Raw genomic sequence first — 19,972 nt, forward strand, 5'->3', positions numbered from 1 at the left:
GCGGTGCCGCTCGACGCGGCCTCGGCGCCTCAAGCGTGGATGGCGGCCCGGCGCCGAGACCGTACGGAGGGCCGATGGCCCGGTGCGGCCCGGCGCCGAGACCGTACGGAGGACCGATGGCCCGATGCGGCCCGGCGCCGAGACCGTACGGAGGACCGATGGCCCGGTGCGGCCCGCTGTGCCCGGCCGCGCTGTGACCATCACCCGATTACCTCGTTTGACGGAGCGGAAGCAGCTCAGTGTGCCGAATCCGGAAGGCGCCCCGCCCGTGTTCACATCCCACCGCCACGTCGACGCCGGGACCCGGCCGCCGGGTCGGCCACCGCTCGATCAGGCCGAGGCCACACTGGTGGACCAGTACACCCGCTTGGTGCGCCTGGCCTACCTGACGCTGCCGGCCACGCTGACGCGGCATCAACGTGTCCTGGTGGCGCACGGGCTGGTGCAGCGTGCCCTGCCGAGGTTCGGCGGATTCCGTGCCGACCGTGCCCCGCGGGTGCCGGCCCAGCGTGGCTCCGACGACCAGAGTGTCGCTGCCTGGCTGCGCGTCCGTGTCCTGCGGGCGGCCCTGGCTCACGAGCGGCGCCCGCGTGCCTGGCCGAGGCGTCTGCCGCCGCCCGGAGCTCTGGCGACGCTGCTGCCCGTGGTGTGGGGGCTGCGGCTGTTCCCCCGGGCGGGCGGCGCCGAGGAGATCGCCCTCAGTGGCGCGCTGGCGCGTGTGCCCGCCGCAGCCAGGGCGGCCTTCGTGCTCCGGCGCCTGGACGGCCTGCCCGACAGCGAGGTGCTGGACCTGCTGAGTGCCGCGGGGCAAGCGCAGCCCGAAGCTGTGCTGCGCACCTCACACACGCTGGAAGACACGGCGGGTCCACCGGCCGAAACGCTTCTGCGATCACAGGAATTCGACGCGTGCACGGTCCAGACCCGGCCCACCGACCTGCTGCGACGCCGACACCGGATGCGGTTCGCAGGGGCACTTGCCGCGGTCGTGGCGATCGCCGCAGTCCTGACGACCGCTCTCGGCGCCGACGTCGGGGGTCGGCCTGCTCCGCCGCCGTCGGTGGGCTCGGCTGAGGTGCCGGACCCCGACGATCTCGTACGTATCCCGCGTGACGACTGGGCCGACACCTCGCGCGTCGACTTCACCGCCTGGCCCGCCCGCGGCGGCCGCACCGGTGACCGGCCCCTGCTCGTCCGGGCCCTCACCACCTGGGCCAACCCACCGGCCGGCGCCCAGGTCACCAAGAGCGCCGCCACCACGGCCGAACCGCCGGGTGGAGCACCGCAGTTGCTGTACGCAGGAGACCTCGACGGCACCGCCCTTGTCGTGTTCCACGACGGTCATCGACTCGTCCGCTACGGCGAATCGGCCGGAGCAGCCCCCGAGCTCTCCTTCGCCCGCACCGACGATGCCGACGTCACCACCGCCGCCGCGATCGCACTGCACCGCGGAGAAGGCGGGACCCGCTTTCTGCTGGCACCGTGGATCGTGGAATCGCAGAGCCGCGACCTCCTGCGCCCCGACACCCCGGGCAACGCCCTCGGCGCGAACGAGGACGGCATCACCGACCCGGTACGCGGCCCCTCCGCCGGTGGTTCCTGCGACAGCTGGCCCGCACTCCAACTCCGCTCCTCCGGCCGCATCGTGGAGAAGCACGCGTTCCTGGTCACCGATCTCGGCGGCCTCAGCCCCGCCCATCTCAGCTACACGCCGCTGCCTGAGGACGGCAGTCGGCCGCGCCAGCCTCGCGAGGCCACCAGCCCGACCGCTCTGGCGAGTTGGGCCCGTACCGCATGCCGCCTCACCGAACTCCGCGACGACGACGTACGGGCCGTGAATGTCTGGGACTTCGCGGCCCAGGAGCTGCCGCAGGACTCCGGACGGGCCGTGTGGTCCTGCACCCGGGCCACCACCTGGCGCGGACCGGGCCACGTTCTGATCCAGTTCAAGGCGCCGGCCGCTTCTGCCCGGGAAGCCGCCCCGGTGGTCGCCGGCGCCCGGTCGACCGCGGCCTGCAGCCGGTTCGGGCAGCACGTTCTCGCCACCACCCACTGGAAGGCACCGTCCGGCGAGGGGTACCTGCTGGCCGCGGGCAGTAGGGAGGTCACCTCCATCAAGGCATCCGGCGCCGTGGAGACCGAGGTACAGGGGCCTACCCTGGCGCACAAGGCCCGAGACGACGCCAGCACACAGGTGCGGGCTCGGCTGTCGGACGGCTCGCGCCTGACACCGGTCGGCCGGGACTGACCTGCGTAATGCTCCCTCGGCCGAACCACTCTTCCAGGCAACGTCCGCCGGGCAACCTCTCCCGGGCAACGTCCGCCGGTCACCCCTCCCCGCCTGTCAGCGCGGAGGCGCCATCGCCCAGCGGATCGAGCGGGTGAGTCCGTGTCCGCCCAGCCGTACGAAGGTCCGCTCGACCCTCGGCAACAACGGCAGACCGAGCGGTGTACGGGCCCAATGGGGCAGCGCTGCCACCGCGTTCGCCGCGAGTACCGCGTAGGCGGGACGGGCGATCCAGGGCAGCGGTGGATGGAGGAGCAGGAACCGTGCTGCCTCTCGGGCCTCCGGGGTGGCCCGAAGCTCCGGCCGGTAGGCGGTGAGGCGGGCGGTCAGACCGTCAAGATCGCGCGGTGGACGCACCACGCCGAGGGCCTCTGCCACACGAGCCGTGTCGAGGACGTACCCGTCGCACTCCAGGGCGTCCAGCGGCCGCGCACCGTACAACTGGTGGGCGAACAGGAAGCTGTAGACCTCCGCGATGTGGACCCATTCGAGCAGGTGCGGATCGCTCGCGTGGTACGGCTCTCCGCTCGACGTCGTTCCCCGGACCTGGCCATGCACAGCTCGAACCCGTTCGACGGCCCGCTGCGCGTCGCCTGCCCTGCCGTACGTGGTCACGGCGAGGAACGTACTCGTTCGCTGCAATCTGCCCCATGGGTCACCGCGATAGCCGGAGTGTGCCGCTACAGCGGCCATCGCGCGAGGATGCAGCGACTGCAGCAGCAGAGCGCTCAGGCCGCCGATGAACATCGACGCATCGCCATGGACCCGGCGGATGGGCCGGTCCTCACCGAACCACCGGGTCCCCGGCAGGTCGTGGATCCGGGAGCGGCTCGCCTGGTGCTCGGGACCGGCGACCAGGGCGAACAGGCCCCTTCCGAGACGTTCTCGCAGACTCGTCAGCGGAGCGCCGGACACCGAGAGCGCGGCTGTCATCGCCATACGGTCATTGTCCACCTCGGCCCACGATGCCCCGGTCGACTGATCGACGTGTGTGCCTGCGGATCTCGTGGTTGAAGTTGCCGCTGCGGCAGCTTCTACCGTCGTGACCAGGGCCGGAGAGACCGGCCCGGCGCCACACATGTGCGGGGAGTGGCGAGGGACTGGCCGATCTCGGAGGTGGCCCGGATGTCGGGCGCGACCACTCGGACACCGCGCCACTACGACGAGACCGGCCTGCTCATGCCGACCCGTATCGGCGCCAACGGTCACCGCTGCTACGAGGAGCACCAGCTTCTACGGCTCGACGCCCTGCTCGGCACCGTCTCCCGCACGATCGCCCGCCGGGCCGGTGCAGGCCGGGATCGACGCCTACGCGACCACCCGGCTGAGCTGAGCCGCCGTACGACCGCCCTCGGCTACCGGTAGCCGTGCCCCGCGCCGTCGCCGTCGCCGTCGCCGTCGCCCACGCTCAAAGCGGCGCATAAGCGGTGCATCAGCGGTGCAAATTGCGACGCGGGGCGCGGTTCGGAAGCGTATTGGGCGGAATCGCCGGGGCCTCACCAACGGGTACTTCCGCGGTGCGGCACTCACGAGAAGGAGTCGATCATGCGCGAGGACCCCGCACTGCCGGAGTCGAGGAGCAAGCGCGTGCACTGGCTCTTCGGCGACCAACTCGGTCCGCACTTCCTCGCGTCCGGCGACGGTGGCCCCGGACGCGACACGCCGCTGCTCATGATCGAGGCACGCTCGGTGTTCCGCCGTCGGCGCTTCCACCGGGCCAAGGCCCACCTGGTGCTGTCCGCGATGCGGCACCGCGCGGCGGAACTCGGCGACCGCGTCACCTACGTGCGGGCCGACACGTACCGGGAAGGGCTGGCCCGTGCGGTGGGTGACAGGCCGGTGACCGTCCACCATCCGACCTCGTACGCCGCCCTGAAGCTGATGCGATCCCTGCCCCAGGTAAGCGTCGGGCCCGCCCGCGGGTTCCTGGTGCCGATGGACGACTTCGCGGCCTGGGCGGACGGGCACGGCGGCAAGCGGCTCCGCCAGGAGGACTTCTACCGTTGGGTCCGGCGGGGCCACGACCTGCTGATGGACGCCGACGCTCCCGCAGGCGGCCGGTGGAACTACGACCACGACAACCGTCGGCCGCCTCCGCGCGAGGCGCCCACCCTGCCGGTCCGCGCCCCCTACCGTCCGCGCGAGGACGACATCGACGACGAGGTCCGCCACGACCTCGACCGCTGGGAGCGGGACGGCGACGTCTCCTTCGTCGGACGGGACGGCCCGCGCCTGTTCCCCGCCACCCGGACCGAGGGACTGCGCGCCCTCAAGCGCTTCGTCGAACACCGGCTTGGCATGTTCGGCCCGTACGAGGACGCCATGCTCGCCGCCGACCCGGTCATGAGCCACAGCTTGCTCTCCGCGCCGCTGAACCTCGGCCTCCTCGACCCGGCCGAGTGCGTCGAGCGGGCCGAAGCCGCCTGGCGGGGCGGGCTGGCGCCGCTGAACAGCGTGGAGGGCTTCGTGCGGCAGATCGCCGGCTGGCGTGAGTACGTCTGGCAGTTGTACTGGTACTTCGGTGAGCCATACCGGCGCTCCAACGTTCTACGGCACACCGGTGCCCTGCCCGGCTGGTGGAACGACCTCGACGCTGACGCCGTAGGTGCGCGCTGCCTGCGTACGGTCATCGAGCAGGTGCGGGACACCGGTTGGACGCACCACATTCCGCGGCTGATGGTCCTCGGCAGTCACGCACTCCAGCGCGGCTGGGATCCCGCCGCGGTCACCGACTGGTTCCACCGGTGCTTCGTGGACGGCTACGACTGGGTCATGGTCCCCAACGTCGTCGGCATGTCCCAGTACGCGGACGGCGGCCGCATGACGACCAAGCCGTACACCTCTGGCGGCGCCTACCTGCACCGCATGAGCGACCTCTGCGGACCGTGCCGCTACGAGCCGCGCGAGCGGACCGGCGAACACGCCTGCCCGTACACCGCCGGGTACTGGTCCTTCTTCGATCGCCACCGGAGTCTGCTCGCACACAACCCCCGCACCTCTCGCACGGTGTGGCAACTGGACCAGCTCGCCGACCTCCCGCAGGTCCGACAACAACAGACCGCGAGAGGTGACGCTCCGCCATGAAGTGTGTGACGGCGGCCTGTTGAGTGAGCGCTGGCAATGGTTGCGGGCGGCGTTCGCCTGTTGTGTGGTTGGCGGGCTGCCGCGGGCCGCAGGGGGGCGGGCGTATCCAGCACCGTCACGGCGGTTGGTACCGGGCTCGGTCAAGTGGTGGACGCGGCATCGGCCTGCTGCGGCAGGAGGCGCTCAACGGTCCCGCCGTTCGACGACCGCCGTAGGGAGCGCCGCGACCGGCCGCCGCTGCTGCCGCCGCCGCGACTCAGCTGAGCGTCGCCCACATCGCTGCCCGCAGACAGGGGACTCGCTATCACTGCCGGCAGAGAGGGGACTCGCTCGGAGCCCGGTGCTGTAGCGTCCGCGCGGTCCCGGTACTGTAAACGTCCGCGCTGTCGGGGTTGACCTTGGCCGGCGACACCGAGTGAGGAGGAGGGCCGCGGCTTGGCACGCAAACGGACGCAGGACCTTCCTGACCTGTCCGGGCTGCTCCTGCCCCGTGACCAGCGGATGGCTGCCGTGGAGCAGTCGGTGCTCCGGCACCGCTCCAGCACGCAGGTGGCGGTCTCCCTGCCCGAACAGATCGCTGCCCGGCTGGCCTGCGCCATCACCTTCGACCTCTTCCACGCCGGCCAGCGCCTGCTCGAACAGGACATCTGCAAGATTCTTGGCGTCAGCCGGGCGCCGGTCCGTGAAGCGCTGCGCATCCTCGAACGGGATCGGCTCGTCGAGTTCCAGGCACGGCGGGGCGCGCTCGTCACCGCGCCGACAGCGCAGGAAATCCGCAACGTCTTCGACGTCCGGATCGCGTTGTACGGAATTCTCCTCCGGGAGGAGATGAACCGGGATCCGAAGCGGCTGCTCGCCGTGCTCAACGCCCATATGCCCGCGGTCGAGAGGTCGGTCACCGAGTCCGCCGACGACTATGCGACGGCGACGTTCCTGCTCAACTCGTCGATCGCGGCGGCGGCGAGCAACCAGACCCTCGCGGACCTGCTGCAGTCCGTCTCCCTCCAAACGCTCCGGTATGTGCGTTTGGGATTGGCGCACCACCCGGGGAACATCTCGCGGTCCCTCGAGAGCTGGCACGCCCTTCACGCCGCGGTGTCAGCGGGCAAGGCCGCCCCAGTGGTCCGGATCGCCAAGGAACGTATCGAGCAAGTCCGTGACGCGGCCCTGGAAGCCCTCGAAGACGCCGACACATCGGACTGATCGGGTTCGCCCCATCGGGCTGAACAGACTCGCCCCATCGGGCTGAACAGATTCGGCCCATCGGGCTGAACAGGTTCGACCCATCCGGCTGACTGCGGTCACCCCCTTCCTCGGCGGTCACAACTTCCTTCTGTGATACGGCCTTTGTGGCTCCGCGTACGCCCCAGCCCATCGGACCGAACCAGCTTCTACGCACAGGGTTGACAGCGATCAGGCCTTCCTTATTCTTGTCGACATCAATCACAAGCGGGGTTGAGACCGTCCCTGTCGACGTCGATCGCGGAGGAAACCATGCCCCTGAAGATCACACCGCTCACCGGGTCGATCGGTGCGTCGGTCGAAGGGGTCCACCTGAGGGAGGACCTTGACGACGCAACGCTCACCACACTCAGGGAGGCGTTCCTGGAGTACTGCATGCTCGTCTTCCGGGGACAGCACCTTGAGCCGCCGGCGCACGCGGAGTTCGCCCGCAACTGGGGAGAGCCGGTCGTCACAGCCATGCTCAACCAGCTCCCAGACGCTCCGGGCGTCGTCCAGATCACCGATGTCAAGAAAGAGACGACGGCCACCGAGGCCTGGCACTACGACGCGACCTTCGAGGCGGTCCCGCCGAAGATCTCGATCCTCTCGGCCGTCACCATTCCCGTAGGCGGCGACACCCTCTGGTCGAACCAGTACCTCGCCTTCGACCGGCTCTCGCCTGATCTGCGGCGCGTTCTGGAGACCCTGCGCGTACGGTTCCGCGGCATTCGGCTCGGCCGGATGATGGGCATTCCCGAGGCGGAGCAGCCCCAGGCGGTTCACCCCCTCGTCCGTACGCACCCGGAGACCGGGCGCAAAGCCCTCTATGTCGGCCACCTCGAGAACAGCTGCATAGAGGGGTGGACCAAGGAGGAGAGCGACCCTCTCATGGAATTCCTGTACACCCAGTCCGTCACCCCGGACAACGTGTACCGGCACAGCTGGCAGCCCGGTGACCTCGTGATGTGGGACAACCGCTGCACGATGCACTACGCCGTCCACGACTACGGCGACCAGCCGCGGGCTCTCAACCGGATCACGCTCCACGGCGAGGCCCCGGTCTGAGCGACCGGGCATCGTGATCCTCCTGATGCTTCTCCCCGAGACGGAGACTCCATGACCTCCAGCAACACCAAGTCACCCGTTCCCATGGGGGTACCCGAAGCCGCCGAAGGACAAGGCCGCCCTTCGTCCGCTCCTCGCAAGCGCGGACGGCTCAAGGTGCGTGCATGGCAAGTCGTCCTGCTGCTCGTCTGGTTCGGTCTGTGGCAATGGACCACCAGCGCGGGCATCTTGGACCCCGTTCTCTCCAAGACCCCGGAGCAGTCGTGGAACTACCTCACGACTGCCGCGGAGTCCGGGGAGTTGTGGTCCAACACCAAGGCGACGATGACGGCGGTTCTGCTGGCGTGGGTCCTCGCGGGGATCGTCGGCGTCATCGCCGGGCTCGCGTTGGGCCTCCTGCCCACCACTGAGCGGATCCTCACGCCTTACCTGGAGGCCATGAACTCCATGCCCCGCATCGCCCTGGCGCCGCTGTTCATCGTGGCGTTCGGCATCGGGCTGTGGGCCAAGGTCGCCCTCGCCTCGACCCTCGTCTTCTTTATTGTCATGTCCGGGGCGCGAGCGGGCGTGCGGTCCGCCGATGCGGAGTGGCTCCGGTTGTCGGCGGTGCTCGGCGTCAACAGCTTCCAGCTGTTCACGAAGATCTTCGTCCCCGTCGCAACGCCGGCCATCTTCGCGTCCTTGCGTCTCGGCCTCATCTACTCACTGCTCGGCGTCGTGGGATCCGAGCTGATCTCCGCCGAGAACGGTCTGGGCCAGCTGATCGCCAACTACTCCAACATCTTTCAGATGGAAGCGGTGTACGCGATCCTCATCCTGCTGGCCTTGATCGCTGTCACTCTCAACCAACTCATGGGCGCCATCGAGGCACGGCTGCTCAGTTGGCAGCCCCCGGAAGAGCGGTGAACGTATGCCAGCCCGAGCGCAGATATCCGAGACAGATCCCGCTACCACTGACACACCGTCACTTCAGGACGGCGCGAGCCCAGCCGACGCCGTGACGTTCGACAACGTGACCGTCGCCTTCCCCGACGGCGACGGCGGGCTCCGGACGATCCTCAAAGAACTCAACCTGACGATACCCGCCGGCCAGTTCCTGGCCGTCGTCGGCCGGAGCGGCTGCGGCAAGACGACCATGCTCAACATGGCAGCCGGCCTTGTCGAGGCGGCCGGCGGCGCGGTGACGGTCCTCGGGTCCGCGCCCAAAGCCGCCCGCAAGCGAATGGGTTTCATGCTCGCTCGCGATGCCCTGCTCCCCTGGCGCACCGCATCGGGCAATGTGCAATACGGCCTGGAATTGCGCGGGTTGAAGCCCACGGCCGTACGCAAGGAGATCGCTTCCCACTGGCTCTCGACCGTCCACCTCGCAGACCATGAGAAGCATTTCCCCTGGCAGCTCTCGCAGGGGATGCGGCAGCGGGTCGCACTGGCCCGTACCTGGGCCCTCGACCCGGAACTGCTCCTCATGGACGAGCCGTTCGCCGCGCTTGACGTCAACACGCGGCGATCGGCGCAGAACGAGTTCCTGGACCTGTGGCAGCGAGAGGCACACCGCACGGTCATGTTCGTCACTCATGATCTCGGCGAGGCCGTCGCACTCGCCGATCGCGTCGTGCTCATGGGAGAGGGCGGCATCCTCGACGACGTCATGGTCGACATCGAGCGGCCCCGGGATCTGACGCACATCGCGATGGACTCCACGTATCAGGACATCCTTGAGCGGCTCCGTGTTCATCTGCGCCGGTGAACGCCGGCGGCACCCTCGGCCGTTCCGCCGTCAATTTCCCCCGGTCCACACCACACCGAACAGTAGAAGTAGAGGAGGCTCAGGATGAACAAGGCCAGCAAGCCGGCTGCCGCCGGGCTCGGTCTCGCACTCGTCTTGTTGACTGCCTGCTCCGGTGGCAGCCAGGGCGCCTCCGGTGACCAAGGCGCAGCCAACGGTACGAAGATCACCCTCGGCAGCTTCAACCAGAACTCCATCACCTTCCCCGCGATCATCGCCGACGAGCAGGGCTTCTTCGAGAAGGAGGGGCTGGATGTCCAACCCTCGATCGCGAAGTCAGGACCTGAGCTGGCGGCGCAGCTCATCGGCGGATCGACGCAGATCACGGCCGTGAGCCCGGACAACATCCTCCCGTCGATCAAGCAGGGTCAGCCGATTGCGCTGCTGCCGCCCTACGGCAAGATGGACATGCAGTTCATCGCCCCGAAGTCCAGCAGAATCACGGACGTGAAGGACCTGGACGGAAAGCGGATCGGCGTCCTCTCACGCGGGTCTGCGACGGAGAAATACGCACGGGCGATCTTCAAGAAGACAGGTGTGGACCCCGGCTCCGTCACCTTCGTGGCCGTGGGCGGGGTGGTGACGATGGAGCCCGCCCTGAGGAACGGCAAGGTCGATGCCGTGATCGGATCAACGTCCAGTTACATCACCATGGCTTCGCACGGGCTTGACCTCGTGCCGTTCTCGAACGCTCTCGAAGGCGAAGCCGGTGAGCTCAGCCGGGACGGCCTTCAGGTCCTCTGGGCAACCACGAAGGACTTCAAGGCGCAGAACCCGGGCACCGTCGACAAGTTCTGCAGGGCGCTCGACTCCGCGGTGAAGTGGATCAACGACGACGCGAATCGGGACGCCGGTGTGAAGTCGCTGTCGAAGTTGCTCGGGCTCAAGCCGGATGCCGCCGGCCGGCTCTGGGACAAGGTCCACAAGTCGTTCGTCACGTCGACCGACGCCGCCGCCTGGAAGACGAACGTGGCCTTTTCCGCCGGGGCGCCGAACGCCGTGCCGTTCAGCGCGGTCGACAACGACTGCGGACAGTAGGGTCCGGCGCGAACTCCGGTTCTTTGCGCACTAGTTGAGGGCCTCGCCCCGACCAACGCCACCAGGAACGCATGGGTGGCGAAGGCCGGGGCGGGGCCCTTTGCGGTGCGGGGTGTTGTGCCGGCGTACAACGACGAAGCCGCCGTCGAACGACCCGCTGCCGACCGTCCAGGCCTTGGTTCAGGGGCCGCTCGACGGCGGCTTCGGTGAGGGAAACGCCCCCGGTCAGCCCTTCATGAGGCGCTCCTGATACTGCTTCCGCAAGGGTGCCTTGAGGATCTTGCCCGTTGCCCCCATGGGCAACGTCTCGACGAAGACCGCATCGTCGGGGACGCACCATTTGGCGATCTTCCCGGTGAATGACCCGAGGAGCTCCTTCGCCGTCAGTGTGGAGCCCGGTCGCCGGACGGCCACGAGGATCGGGCGCTCATCCCACTTCGTGTGCCTGACGCCGATGCAGGCGGCCGTCTCGACCTCGGGGTGGTCCATGGCAAGGTTCTCGATCTCGATCGAACTGATCCACTCGCCGCCGGACTTGATGAGGTCCTTGCTCCGGTCCGTGATCTGCATGAACCCTTCAGGGTCGATCGTCGCGACGTCGCCGGTCGGGAACCAGCCGTCGATGAGGGGACTCGGGCGCCCTGGGGGGTAGTACCCGCTGGTGACCCAGTGACCTCGCACCATGAGGTGGCCCGGCGTCCGGCCGTCCCACGGCAGTTCGGCCCCCTCGTCGTCGATGATCTTCAGGTCGATGCCGAACAGAGTGCGGCCCTGCTTCGCCAGCACGGCCTCCTGGGCGTCGCGGTCGAGTCCGTCGTGGCAGAGCTTGAGGACGGACGCGGCGCCCAAGGGGCTCGTCTCCGTCATGCCCCAGCCGTGGATCACCCGGACCCCGTGGACATCCTGGAGCTCACGGAGCATCCAGGCGGGGCAGGCGGCGCCTCCGATGACGGCCCGCTGGAGGCTGTCGAGAGTGATGCCGTGGACGCGGGCGTGGTCCAACTGCCCCTGCCAGACCGTGGGGACGCTCCCGGAGATCGTCACGCCCTCGGCCTCCTGGAGCGCGGTGAGGGCCGCGCCGCTCAAGTCCTTGCCGGGCAGCACGAGTTTCGTCCCGGTGAGGCATGCGGCGTACGGGATGCCCCACGCGTTGACGTGGAACATCGGCACGACGGGCATGACCACGTCGCGTGCCGAGAGGCCCATCGAGTCGGGGAGGGCGACGCCGTACGAGTGCAGCACGGTCGACCGGTGCGAATACAGCACGCCCTTCGGGTGGCCGGTCGTGCCGCTCGTGTAGCACAGGGAGGCGGCCTGCTTCTCGTCGAAAGTCGGCCAGGTGTAGTCGCCGTCCTGCGCCGCCACGAGGTCCTCGTACGGAGCGACTTCGAGGGCGTCGTCGGCGGGCCACGCGGCTGCCAGGTGCTCGGCGTCGCTCAGCAGGACGAACTTGCGCACGCACGGCACGCGCGGGGCGATCTGCCGGATGAGGTCGACGAAGGTGAGGTCGAAGAAGAGGACCGAGTCGTCGGCGTTGTTGATGATCCAGACGAGCTGGTCCGGGTGCAGGCGCGGGTTGAGGGTGTGCAGAACCGACCCGGCACCGGAGACGCCGTAATACAGCTCCAGATGGCGGTAGCCGTTCCAGGCGAGGGTGGCGACGCGGTCGCCCGGTCCGACTCCCAGGGCCTCGACAGCCTGGGCGACCTGCCGACTGCGGTGGGCCAGGTCGCGGAAGGTGTAGCGGTGAATGTCGCCCTCGCAACGGACCGAGACGACCTCGGTGTTCGCGTGGTGGCGTTCGGCGTGCGTGAGGAGGGAGGAGACGAGGAGCTGCTGGTGCATCATCAGGCCGTTCACCGGGCCTCCTGAAGTGAGTCGGCGGAGTGGGTGGAGCCCTCAGCTTCGATGGCGTCGATTGCGTCGATGGCGTCGATGGCGGTGATGGCATCGATGGCTCGCAGCCGCATGGCGGCGAGCAGATCCAGGGCGCGGTGTCCGGCGGCGGATCCGCCGGGAACGTCACCGCGGACGTGAAGGGGACGCAGATCCTCGATCTCCTGAAGGGCGCCGACGAGGGCGGGCTCGGCGACCGCGTACTTGCGGACCGTGTTGACGACGAGCATCGAGCAGTGGACGACGTCCTCGTCCTCGTCGGCGATGCGGTCCGCGTGCAGGGCGGCGTTGAGCCAGTGGGTGCCGGCGAGCATCGCGGCCTCGATGGCCATCTCGTGGTCGTCCGGGCCGAGATGCGCGAGCGAGCGTCCGATGTTCGAGGCGAGCTCGACGTGACGTTCGATGTTCATGCTGCCGCCTTCAGACGTTGGGCCAGTGCCCTGGTCACGACCGCGAAGGCGTCGTCGCACTCGGCCACGATTCCGGCGTCGGGCCGTCGGTTCCCTCGTAGGCACGGGTCGCGGAATTCCTCGATGCGGTGGACGGCGTGTTCCAGGCGGACGATGTCGTCGGGCTTGTCACCGTCCACGGGGGGCCAGCCGACGTGGCTGACGTCTCCGAGCTCGCGCAGCTCGCGGTGCCATGAGCCGTCGGCGTCCGGGACCACGTACATTCCCGGAATCGTGGAGAAGGCGGTCTCCGCGACCGTGAGCCCGGCATCGTGGACGCAGGCGTTGTAGGCGTTGGTGCACGCCGTCAGCGTGGTCCAGTACCAGAGCTCGAAGTCCTCGATCGGGTCGAGGCGTTGACGAAGGGCCACAAGGCGGTCCAACTTGTCGCGGTGGCCGGCGACGTTCACCGGTCACCGGCCGAGGAGGTCGTGAGCAACGCGATCTTGCCGATGTGCCCGCTCTTCGTCATGTGGTCGTATGCCGCACCGATGTCCTCCATGGGGAACGAGCGGTCGACGACCGGCACGATGACCCGGCGCTCCCAGAGGTCGAACAGGTCGCGCTCGGCCGCTCGGATGCAGTCGATCCGCTCCTCCTCGGTCCGGGTCTGGAAGGTGACGCCGATGACGCTCAGCCGCTTGCGCCACAGCTTGGTCAGGTCGATCTCGGCCCGGCCCGAGCCCATCCGGCCCACCTGGACGAGGCGGCCCTTGACGGCCAGCGACGTCAGGTTGTCGTCGAACACCGTGCCCCCGACAGAGTCGACGATGACGTCGACGCCCCGGTTGTCGGTGATATCCGCGACGGCGGACACCTGGTCCCGCGAGGACACATCGATGACGTGATGGGCCCCCTGGTCGAACAGGGTCTGGACCTTGGACGCCGAGGTCGTCGTCGCGATGACCGTGCCGGCGCCGAGCGCCCGCGCGATCTGGGTGGCCGCGAGTCCGACGCCGCCCGTCGCGGCATTGACGAGGACGGCCTCGCCGGGGGCCATGCGGCCGTTGGTGACGAGCGCGTCGTGAGCCGTCATAGAGACGTTGAGGAAGGACCCGGCCTCTGCCCAGGTGCTGCTCTCCGGCTTCCGCACCAAGGCGCCCGCGGAGACCACGACGAACTCGGCCTGGGTGCCGGTGCCGTGCGCGACGACGGCGTCCCCGGGCTTCCAGCCTGTGACGCCCTCCCCCAACGCCTCGATCTCCCCGGCCAGTTCGACACCGACGGGCACCGGATCGCCGTCCTTCACCCGGCCGGCTTGGAGAAGCTCTCCGCGGTTGAGACTCGACGCCCGTACGCGGACGAGGACTTGCCCGGGACCGGGAGTCGGCGCGGGCACGTCGACGACGACCGGAACACCGCCGTCGGGAGTGGGACGGATCCGTACAGCACGCATTGATCAAACCTTCCTTCAGATTACTGTCGACAATAACACCGGCGAGGATTACTCTGCCAGAGCGACAGCGCGACAGCGGTGGCCGAAGAACACGGACACCTCCGCCTGACCAAGAGAAGGGCATCAGCTATGACCCGCACCCCTGCCGAGCGACTCGACGGCCTCCGCGGCCGGATCATCGACTTCCGTCTCCGCCCGCCGACCGGGCCTTACCGCCTCTTCTTCACCCCGACCGTCGTCGGCGCCGTGAACCGCGTCATGGGTGACCCGGTGCCGCGGTCGTACACGATCAGCACGGACCCGTTCCCGAACGCCGAGGAGCGCGCCCTCGAAGCGATGATCGGGGAGATGGACTCGGCCGGAGTCCGGCTCGGCATCATGAACGGCCGGCACTCGGTGAACCGCCCGGTCCCGGTGCACATCGAGGACCCCGACCTCGCCGAGCTGAGCGAGCGCAGCGACGGCCGCGTCCTCGGGCTCGCGGGCATCGACTTCGACAAGCCGATGGACGACATCATCGCCGGCCTCGACACCGCGGTGAAGGAACTGAATCTGGTGGGCGTCTGCCTCGAACCGGGCCTCGCCCGCACGCCGATGTACGCGGACGACGAGCAGCTCTTCCCGCTGTACGAGAAGATCGCCGACCTCGGCGTCCCGCTGCTGTTCATGACCGGCCCGCTCGCCGGCCCGGACATCAGCCACACCGACCCGGTCCGCTTCGACCGGGTGGCCCGCCGTCACCCCGGGATGCCGGTCATCCTCGGGCACGGCTGCTACCCGTACGTCAACGAGGCCATAGCCCTCGCCTTCAAGAGCGAGGTCACCGGGGTCCACAACGTGTTCGTCTCCCCCGACGTCTACATGTTCGCCCCCGGCGGGCAGGCCTACGCCGAGGGCGTCAACTGGCTGCCGAACCGCTTCGTCTACGCGTCGGCCTACTCGTTCTGCGGCATCGAGGAGGGCGTCCAGAAGACCTGCGAGCTCGACCTCGACGACGCGGCGCTGCACGCCTACATGTACGGCAACGCCGAGCGGCTGCTCCGGAAGGTGGGCAAGTGATGGGTGAGGGTTCCGTGCGCGTCGCGATGCGTGACCACCCCCAAGGGATGGTCGGCGAGGGCGACTTCCTCATCGAGCAGACCCCGCGTCCCGCTCCCGGCCCCGGCCAGGCGCTCGTCCGCGTCCGCTACCTCTCCCTCGACCCGTACATGCGGCCGATGATGAACCCGGTCCGGTCCTACGTCGAGCCGCTCAAGCCCGGCCAGACGATGCCCGGCGCCACGGTCGGCGAGGTCGTCGAGAGCAACGAAAGCGCGCTGCCCGTGGGCGCCCACGTGGCGTGCATGCTCGGCTGGCAGGAGTACGGCCTGGTCACGAAGGACACTGCCCGGATCGTCGAGCTCGGCGCAGGGGACGTCTCGCTGGCCCTGCACGTCCTCGGCATGACCGGGGCCACGGCGCACTACGGCCTGTTGCGCCTGGGTGATCCCAAGCCCGGTGAGACCGTCGTCGTCACGGCGGCGTCGGGCGCGGTCGGCAGCGTCGTCGGCCAGCTCGCCAAGATCAGGGGATGCCGGGTCGTCGGCATCGCAGGCGGCCCGGAGAAGTGCCGGTACGTCAAGGAGGAACTCGGCTTCGACGCGTGCCTCGACCATCGCGCCGACGACTTCGAGCAGCGGCTCGCCGAGCTCACCCCCGACTGGGTCGACATCCTCTTCGAGAACGTCGGCGGTCCCGTCCTCGATGCGATTCTGCCGCGCATGAACGACCACGGCCGAGTCGTCCTGTGCGGCAACATCAGCGACTACAACCGCGACGAGCCGTACGGCCTCAAGGGGATCAGCCACCTGCTGCTCCACCGGGTCAACCTCTACTCCTTCGTCATCGCCGACCACCGCGAGTACTGGCCCAAGGCCATCGCCGAACTGGCCGGCTGGGTCAAGGACGGGCGCATCCGGTTCCGTGAGGATGTCGCCAAGGGCGGCCTGGAGGGCGCGCCGTCGGCGTTCATCAACATGCTCACCGGCCGCAACTTCGGCAAGCAGCTCGTCGAGGTGGCTCCGGCGAACGCCGGCTCTCCGGCCGGGAACTGACCGAGCGCCGGCTCGGGCCAACGGGGGAACAGGGGAACGGGGAACGGCGCCCGGAGAGCGTCCACTTGACGCTCTCCGGGTGCCGGGCAGCGGCCTGTGCCACCTGTGGCCGCCTGTTTTTTGGCAACTCAGTGTCGACATTAACCCTTTAATCAATTCCGGAAGGACGCGTCATGCCAGAGGCCGTCATCGTCTCCGCGGCCCGCTCGCCGATCGGGCGAGCCGTCAAGGGATCGCTCAAGCACATCCGGCCCGACGACCTCGCCGCGCATGTCGTGCAGGCGGCACTCCAGGCGGTACCCGACCTCGACCCGGCCGAGCTCGGTGACCTGATCCTCGGCTGCGGTCTGCCCGGTGGGGATTCGGGTCACAACATGGGCCGGGTCGTCGCGGTCCTCTCCGGGCTCGACCAGCTGCCCGGCACCACGGTGACGCGCTACTGCGCATCCAGCGTCCAGTCCATCCGCATGGCCATGCACGCGATCCGGGCCGGCGAGGGGCATGCGTTCCTCTCGGCCGGGGTCGAGAGCGTGAGCAGTTACGCGCACGGCAACAGCGACAGCCTCCCGGACACGTACAACCCCGTGTTCGCGCCTGCCCAGGAGCGGACCGAGCGGCTAGCCGAGGGTGGGCTGACCTGGTCCGACCCCCGCGAGGCCGGGCTGCTGCCCGACGCGTACATCGCCATGGGCCAGACCGCCGAGAACCTCGCCCAGCTCAAGGGCGTCACCCGGGCCGACCAGGACGAGTTCGCCGTACGCAGCCAGAACCGGGCCGAGAAGGCCATCGCCGACGGCTTTTTCGCCCGCGAGATCACCCCGGTGACACTGCCGGACGGCACGGTCGTCGCCACCGACGACGGTCCCCGGCCCGGCGTGACCCTCGAAGCGGTGTCCGCGCTGCGGCCGGTGTTCCGTCCCGACGGGACGGTCACCGCGGGCAACTGCTGTCCCCTCAACGACGGTGCGGCCGCCCTGGTCGTCATGAGCGACGTCCGGGCCCGCGAGCTCGGTCTCCAGCCGCTGGCCCGCATCGTGTCGACGGGGGTCACCGGCCTGTCCCCGGAAATCATGGGCCTCGGTCCCGTGGCGGCCACCCGGCAGGCCCTTGAGCTCGCGGGCATGTCGATCCAGGACATCGACCTCGTCGAGATCAACGAGGCCTTCGCTGCCCAGGTCATCGCGTCCGCGCGCGAGCTCGGCATCGACGAGGAGCGGCTCAACGTCAAGGGCGGGGCCATCGCGCTCGGCCACCCGTTCGGCATGACCGGTGCGCGCATCACCACCACACTCCTCAACGCACTGCGCACCGAGGACAAGGAACACGGCCTCGTGACCATGTGCGTCGGTGGCGGCCAGGGGATGGCCATGGTCATCGAGCGCCTCGCCTGAACGCCGTTCCGGGAAACCCAGATCCCCCCGTGGAGGAGAGAGTCATGAAGCCATTCGACGGCAAGGTGGCCCTGGTCAGCGGTGCCAGCCGCGGCATCGGCCACGCCATCGCGGAGCGGCTCGTCGCAGGCGGCGCGCGGGTCGTCATCACGGCGCGCAAGGAAGCCGCCCTCAAGGAGGCCGCCGCCGCGCTCGGCACTCCGGACCAGGTCAGGTATGTCGCCGGGAGCGCCGAGCAGCCGGAGAGCCGGCAGGCGGCGGTCGCCGCGGCCGTAGAGGGTTTCGGCGGCATCGACCTGCTGGTCAACAACACGGGCATCAACCCGGTGTACGGCCCGCTGCTCGACATCGACCCGGCGGCGGCCCGCAAGATCTTCGAGGTCAACTGCCTTGCCGCGCTGGACTGGATCCGTCTGGCCCGCGAGGCCGGCATGGGCGAACGCGGCCCCGGCGCCGTGGTCAACGTGTCGTCCATCGCCGGGCTCCGGCCGTCCACCGGGATCGGCTTCTACGGGGCCACCAAGGCGATGCTCTCCTTCCTCACGTCCCAGCTGTCGGTCGAACTCGCGCCCCGCATACGGGTCAACGCCGTCGCGCCCGCAGTGGTCAAGACCCGGTTCGCCACCGCGCTCTACGAAGGCCGCGAGGAGGCCGTGCTCAAGGGGTACCCGATGGGGCGTCTCGGTGAGCCCGAGGACATCGCCGGTGCGGTGGCCTTCCTCCTCTCCGACGACGCCGCATGGACGACCGGGCAGACCCTCGTCGTCGACGGCGGACACCTCTTCGTCGGCGAGGGGGAGTGATGGCCGCCGCCCCGGTCGAGGCCGTCGCGTTCGACTACGGCGGGGTGCTCACCACCTCCATGGCCGACTCGCTCGCGCAGTGGCGTACCGCGTCCGGCATCGATGCGCAGAGCTTCACCGACTGCCTGCGCGCCTGGCTCGGCCGGGACGCCGAACAGAACTCTCCGATCCACGCGTTGGAGACCGGACGGCTCGACGCGGCGGGGTTCGAGCACGCGCTCGCGGCCCGGCTCCGCCGCACCGACGGAAGCCGCCCCGAGCCCGCGGGGCTGCTCGCCGGCATGTTCGCCGGGTTGCACCCCGACGAGGCGATGTGGGACCTGGCGGACGAGCTGCGGGCACGCGGCACCAGGGTCGCCGTCCTCTCCAACAGCTGGGCGAACACCTACCCGGAGCGGCTCCACGACGGCCGCTTCGAGCCCGTCGTCATCTCCGGTGAGGTGGGGCTGCGCAAGCCCGACCCGGACATCTACCGGCTGTTGTGCGCTCGCCTCGAACTGCCGCCGCAGCGGGTCGCGTTCATCGACGACGCCCGCCCCAACGTCGAGGGCGCTCGCCGGGCCGGCCTCCACGCCGTCCACCACAGCGACGCCTGCGCCACCCGCGACGCGCTGCTGTCCCTCCTCGAATCCGGCACAGCCGTCGGATCGACCACGTCCCAATCGAGCAAGGAGACCCGAGCATGACGTCCCCACGCATCGCCCTCGTCACGGGTGCCGCCCGGGGCATCGGCGCCGCCGTCGCGGAGCGGCTGGCCGCGGACGGCCTCGCCGTGGCCGTCGCCGACCTGGACGAGCGGGCCTGTGCCGAGGTTGCCGCCCGTATCGCCTCCGCCGGCGGCCGTGCCCTCGCCGTCCCGATCGACGTCTCCGACGAGAGTTCGGTGGCGCGCGGGGTGGCGCACGTCGCCGAGCGGCTCGGCCCGCCGACGGTCCTCGTCAACAACGCGGGCGTGCTCCGCGACAACCTCCTCTTCCGGATGACGAACGACGACTGGTCGACCGTCATGGACGTCCACCTCCGCGGCTCCTTCCTCATGTCCCGTGCCGCGCAAGGGCACATGACCAAGGCGGGCTTCGGTCGCATCGTCAACCTGTCGAGCACGTCCGCCCTCGGCAACCGCGGCCAGGCCAACTACGCGGCCGCCAAGGCCGGGTTGCAGGGCTTCACGAAGACGCTCGCCATCGAGCTGGGGAAGTTCGGCGTCACGACGAACGCCATCGCGCCAGGGTTCATCGCCACGGACATGACCCGCACGACCGCCGAGCGGATGGGCGTCTCCTTCGAGGAACTGGTCGAGCACGGCGTCAAGGACATCCCGGCCGGCCGGGTCGGGACACCGGCCGACATCGCCGCCGTCGCCTCCTTCCTCGCCCGCGAGGATGCCGGATTCGTCAACGGCCAGGTCATCTACGTCGCCGGCGGACCGAAGGACTGAGAGCCATGCGAAATTTCGACGTCAC

Annotated in this window: 18 protein-coding genes and 1 pseudogene; 14 read left to right on the forward strand and 5 right to left on the reverse strand. The window is 69.4% G+C overall.

The window, feature by feature from the left end; genetic code table 11:
• Nucleotides 1–268 precede the first annotated feature (268 nt).
• The gene (locus tag RCO28_RS16270; RefSeq protein ID WP_308941838.1) at nucleotides 269–2,245 is read left to right on the forward strand and encodes a hypothetical protein; all 1,977 of its coding nucleotides are present in this window, start codon (nucleotides 269–271) and stop codon (nucleotides 2,243–2,245) included.
• Between the two features lie 96 nt (nucleotides 2,246–2,341).
• Here the strand turns inward: RCO28_RS16270 and RCO28_RS16275 are convergent, their stop codons facing one another.
• Entirely contained in the window at nucleotides 2,342–3,217 is an 876-nt protein-coding gene (locus RCO28_RS16275) for an oxygenase MpaB family protein (protein WP_374991178.1), read from the reverse strand.
• Nucleotides 3,218–3,373: 156 nt separating this feature from the next.
• Between RCO28_RS16275 and RCO28_RS16280 the strand changes: the two are divergent.
• The 7 genes and pseudogenes from RCO28_RS16280 to RCO28_RS16310 all read left to right on the forward strand — a co-directional run.
• Nucleotides 3,374–3,538, forward strand: a pseudogene (locus RCO28_RS16280) (MerR family DNA-binding transcriptional regulator); the annotation flags it as partial.
• A 291-nt stretch (nucleotides 3,539–3,829) separates the two neighbouring features.
• Complete coding sequence (locus RCO28_RS16285) at nucleotides 3,830–5,368, forward strand: cryptochrome/photolyase family protein (RefSeq protein WP_308941840.1); 1,539 nt, start codon at nucleotides 3,830–3,832, stop codon at nucleotides 5,366–5,368.
• A gap of 435 nt (nucleotides 5,369–5,803) precedes the next feature.
• The gene (locus RCO28_RS16290; protein WP_308941841.1) at nucleotides 5,804–6,571 is read left to right on the forward strand and encodes a GntR family transcriptional regulator; all 768 of its coding nucleotides are present in this window, start codon (nucleotides 5,804–5,806) and stop codon (nucleotides 6,569–6,571) included.
• 291 nt (nucleotides 6,572–6,862) lie between these two features.
• Nucleotides 6,863–7,657 (forward strand): TauD/TfdA family dioxygenase, encoded by a 795-nt coding sequence (locus RCO28_RS16295; protein WP_308941842.1) that lies wholly within the window; start codon nucleotides 6,863–6,865, stop codon nucleotides 7,655–7,657.
• 51 nt (nucleotides 7,658–7,708) lie between these two features.
• Complete coding sequence (locus RCO28_RS16300) at nucleotides 7,709–8,563, forward strand: ABC transporter permease (RefSeq protein WP_308941843.1); 855 nt, start codon at nucleotides 7,709–7,711, stop codon at nucleotides 8,561–8,563.
• A 106-nt stretch (nucleotides 8,564–8,669) separates the two neighbouring features.
• Nucleotides 8,670–9,404 (forward strand): ATP-binding cassette domain-containing protein, encoded by a 735-nt coding sequence (locus tag RCO28_RS16305; RefSeq protein WP_308941844.1) that lies wholly within the window; start codon nucleotides 8,670–8,672, stop codon nucleotides 9,402–9,404.
• Nucleotides 9,405–9,488: 84 nt separating this feature from the next.
• Nucleotides 9,489–10,481 carry an ABC transporter substrate-binding protein gene (locus RCO28_RS16310; RefSeq protein WP_308941845.1) on the forward strand — a complete coding sequence of 331 codons (993 nt, stop codon included), beginning with the start codon at nucleotides 9,489–9,491 and terminating at the stop codon, nucleotides 10,479–10,481.
• 225 nt (nucleotides 10,482–10,706) lie between these two features.
• Here the strand turns inward: RCO28_RS16310 and RCO28_RS16315 are convergent, their stop codons facing one another.
• From RCO28_RS16315 to RCO28_RS16330, 4 genes are read right to left on the reverse strand one after another with little or no spacing between them, the layout of a single operon-like run.
• Nucleotides 10,707–12,341: a 3-(methylthio)propionyl-CoA ligase gene (locus tag RCO28_RS16315; RefSeq protein ID WP_308941846.1), complete on the reverse strand. Its 1,635-nt coding sequence runs from the start codon at nucleotides 12,339–12,341 to the stop codon at nucleotides 10,707–10,709.
• Entirely contained in the window at nucleotides 12,338–12,787 is a 450-nt protein-coding gene (locus RCO28_RS16320) for a hypothetical protein (protein WP_308941847.1), read from the reverse strand. Before RCO28_RS16320 ends, RCO28_RS16315 begins: the two co-directional genes overlap by 4 nt.
• Nucleotides 12,784–13,236, reverse strand: coding sequence for a hypothetical protein (locus tag RCO28_RS16325; protein WP_308941848.1), 453 nt, complete (start codon nucleotides 13,234–13,236; stop codon nucleotides 12,784–12,786). Before RCO28_RS16325 ends, RCO28_RS16320 begins: the two co-directional genes overlap by 4 nt.
• Nucleotides 13,233–14,222: a zinc-binding dehydrogenase gene (locus RCO28_RS16330; protein ID WP_308941849.1), complete on the reverse strand. Its 990-nt coding sequence runs from the start codon at nucleotides 14,220–14,222 to the stop codon at nucleotides 13,233–13,235. Before RCO28_RS16330 ends, RCO28_RS16325 begins: the two co-directional genes overlap by 4 nt.
• 129 nt (nucleotides 14,223–14,351) lie before the next feature.
• On the opposite strand from RCO28_RS16330, the gene RCO28_RS16335 reads away from it, so the two are divergent.
• The 6 genes from RCO28_RS16335 (at nucleotide 14,352) to fabG (ending at nucleotide 19,947) form a co-directional block, all read left to right on the forward strand.
• Nucleotides 14,352–15,281 (forward strand): amidohydrolase family protein, encoded by a 930-nt coding sequence (locus RCO28_RS16335; protein ID WP_308941850.1) that lies wholly within the window; start codon nucleotides 14,352–14,354, stop codon nucleotides 15,279–15,281.
• Nucleotides 15,281–16,315 (forward strand): NADP-dependent oxidoreductase, encoded by a 1,035-nt coding sequence (locus tag RCO28_RS16340; RefSeq protein ID WP_308941851.1) that lies wholly within the window; start codon nucleotides 15,281–15,283, stop codon nucleotides 16,313–16,315. The genes RCO28_RS16335 and RCO28_RS16340 overlap by 1 nt, the downstream gene beginning before the upstream one ends.
• 173 nt (nucleotides 16,316–16,488) lie before the next feature.
• Complete coding sequence (locus tag RCO28_RS16345; RefSeq protein WP_308941852.1) at nucleotides 16,489–17,706, forward strand: acetyl-CoA C-acetyltransferase; 1,218 nt, start codon at nucleotides 16,489–16,491, stop codon at nucleotides 17,704–17,706.
• 44 nt (nucleotides 17,707–17,750) lie between these two features.
• The gene (locus tag RCO28_RS16350) at nucleotides 17,751–18,509 is read left to right on the forward strand and encodes an SDR family oxidoreductase (RefSeq protein ID WP_308941853.1); all 759 of its coding nucleotides are present in this window, start codon (nucleotides 17,751–17,753) and stop codon (nucleotides 18,507–18,509) included.
• Nucleotides 18,509–19,195, forward strand: coding sequence for an HAD family phosphatase (locus tag RCO28_RS16355; RefSeq protein ID WP_308941854.1), 687 nt, complete (start codon nucleotides 18,509–18,511; stop codon nucleotides 19,193–19,195). The genes RCO28_RS16350 and RCO28_RS16355 overlap by 1 nt, the downstream gene beginning before the upstream one ends.
• Complete coding sequence (gene fabG, locus RCO28_RS16360; RefSeq protein ID WP_308941855.1) at nucleotides 19,192–19,947, forward strand: 3-oxoacyl-ACP reductase FabG; 756 nt, start codon at nucleotides 19,192–19,194, stop codon at nucleotides 19,945–19,947. The genes RCO28_RS16355 and fabG overlap by 4 nt, the downstream gene beginning before the upstream one ends.
• Nucleotides 19,948–19,972 lie beyond the last annotated feature (25 nt).

The organism is Streptomyces sp. LHD-70, from assembly GCF_031157275.1.
Lineage (GTDB): Bacteria > Actinomycetota > Actinomycetes > Streptomycetales > Streptomycetaceae > Streptomyces.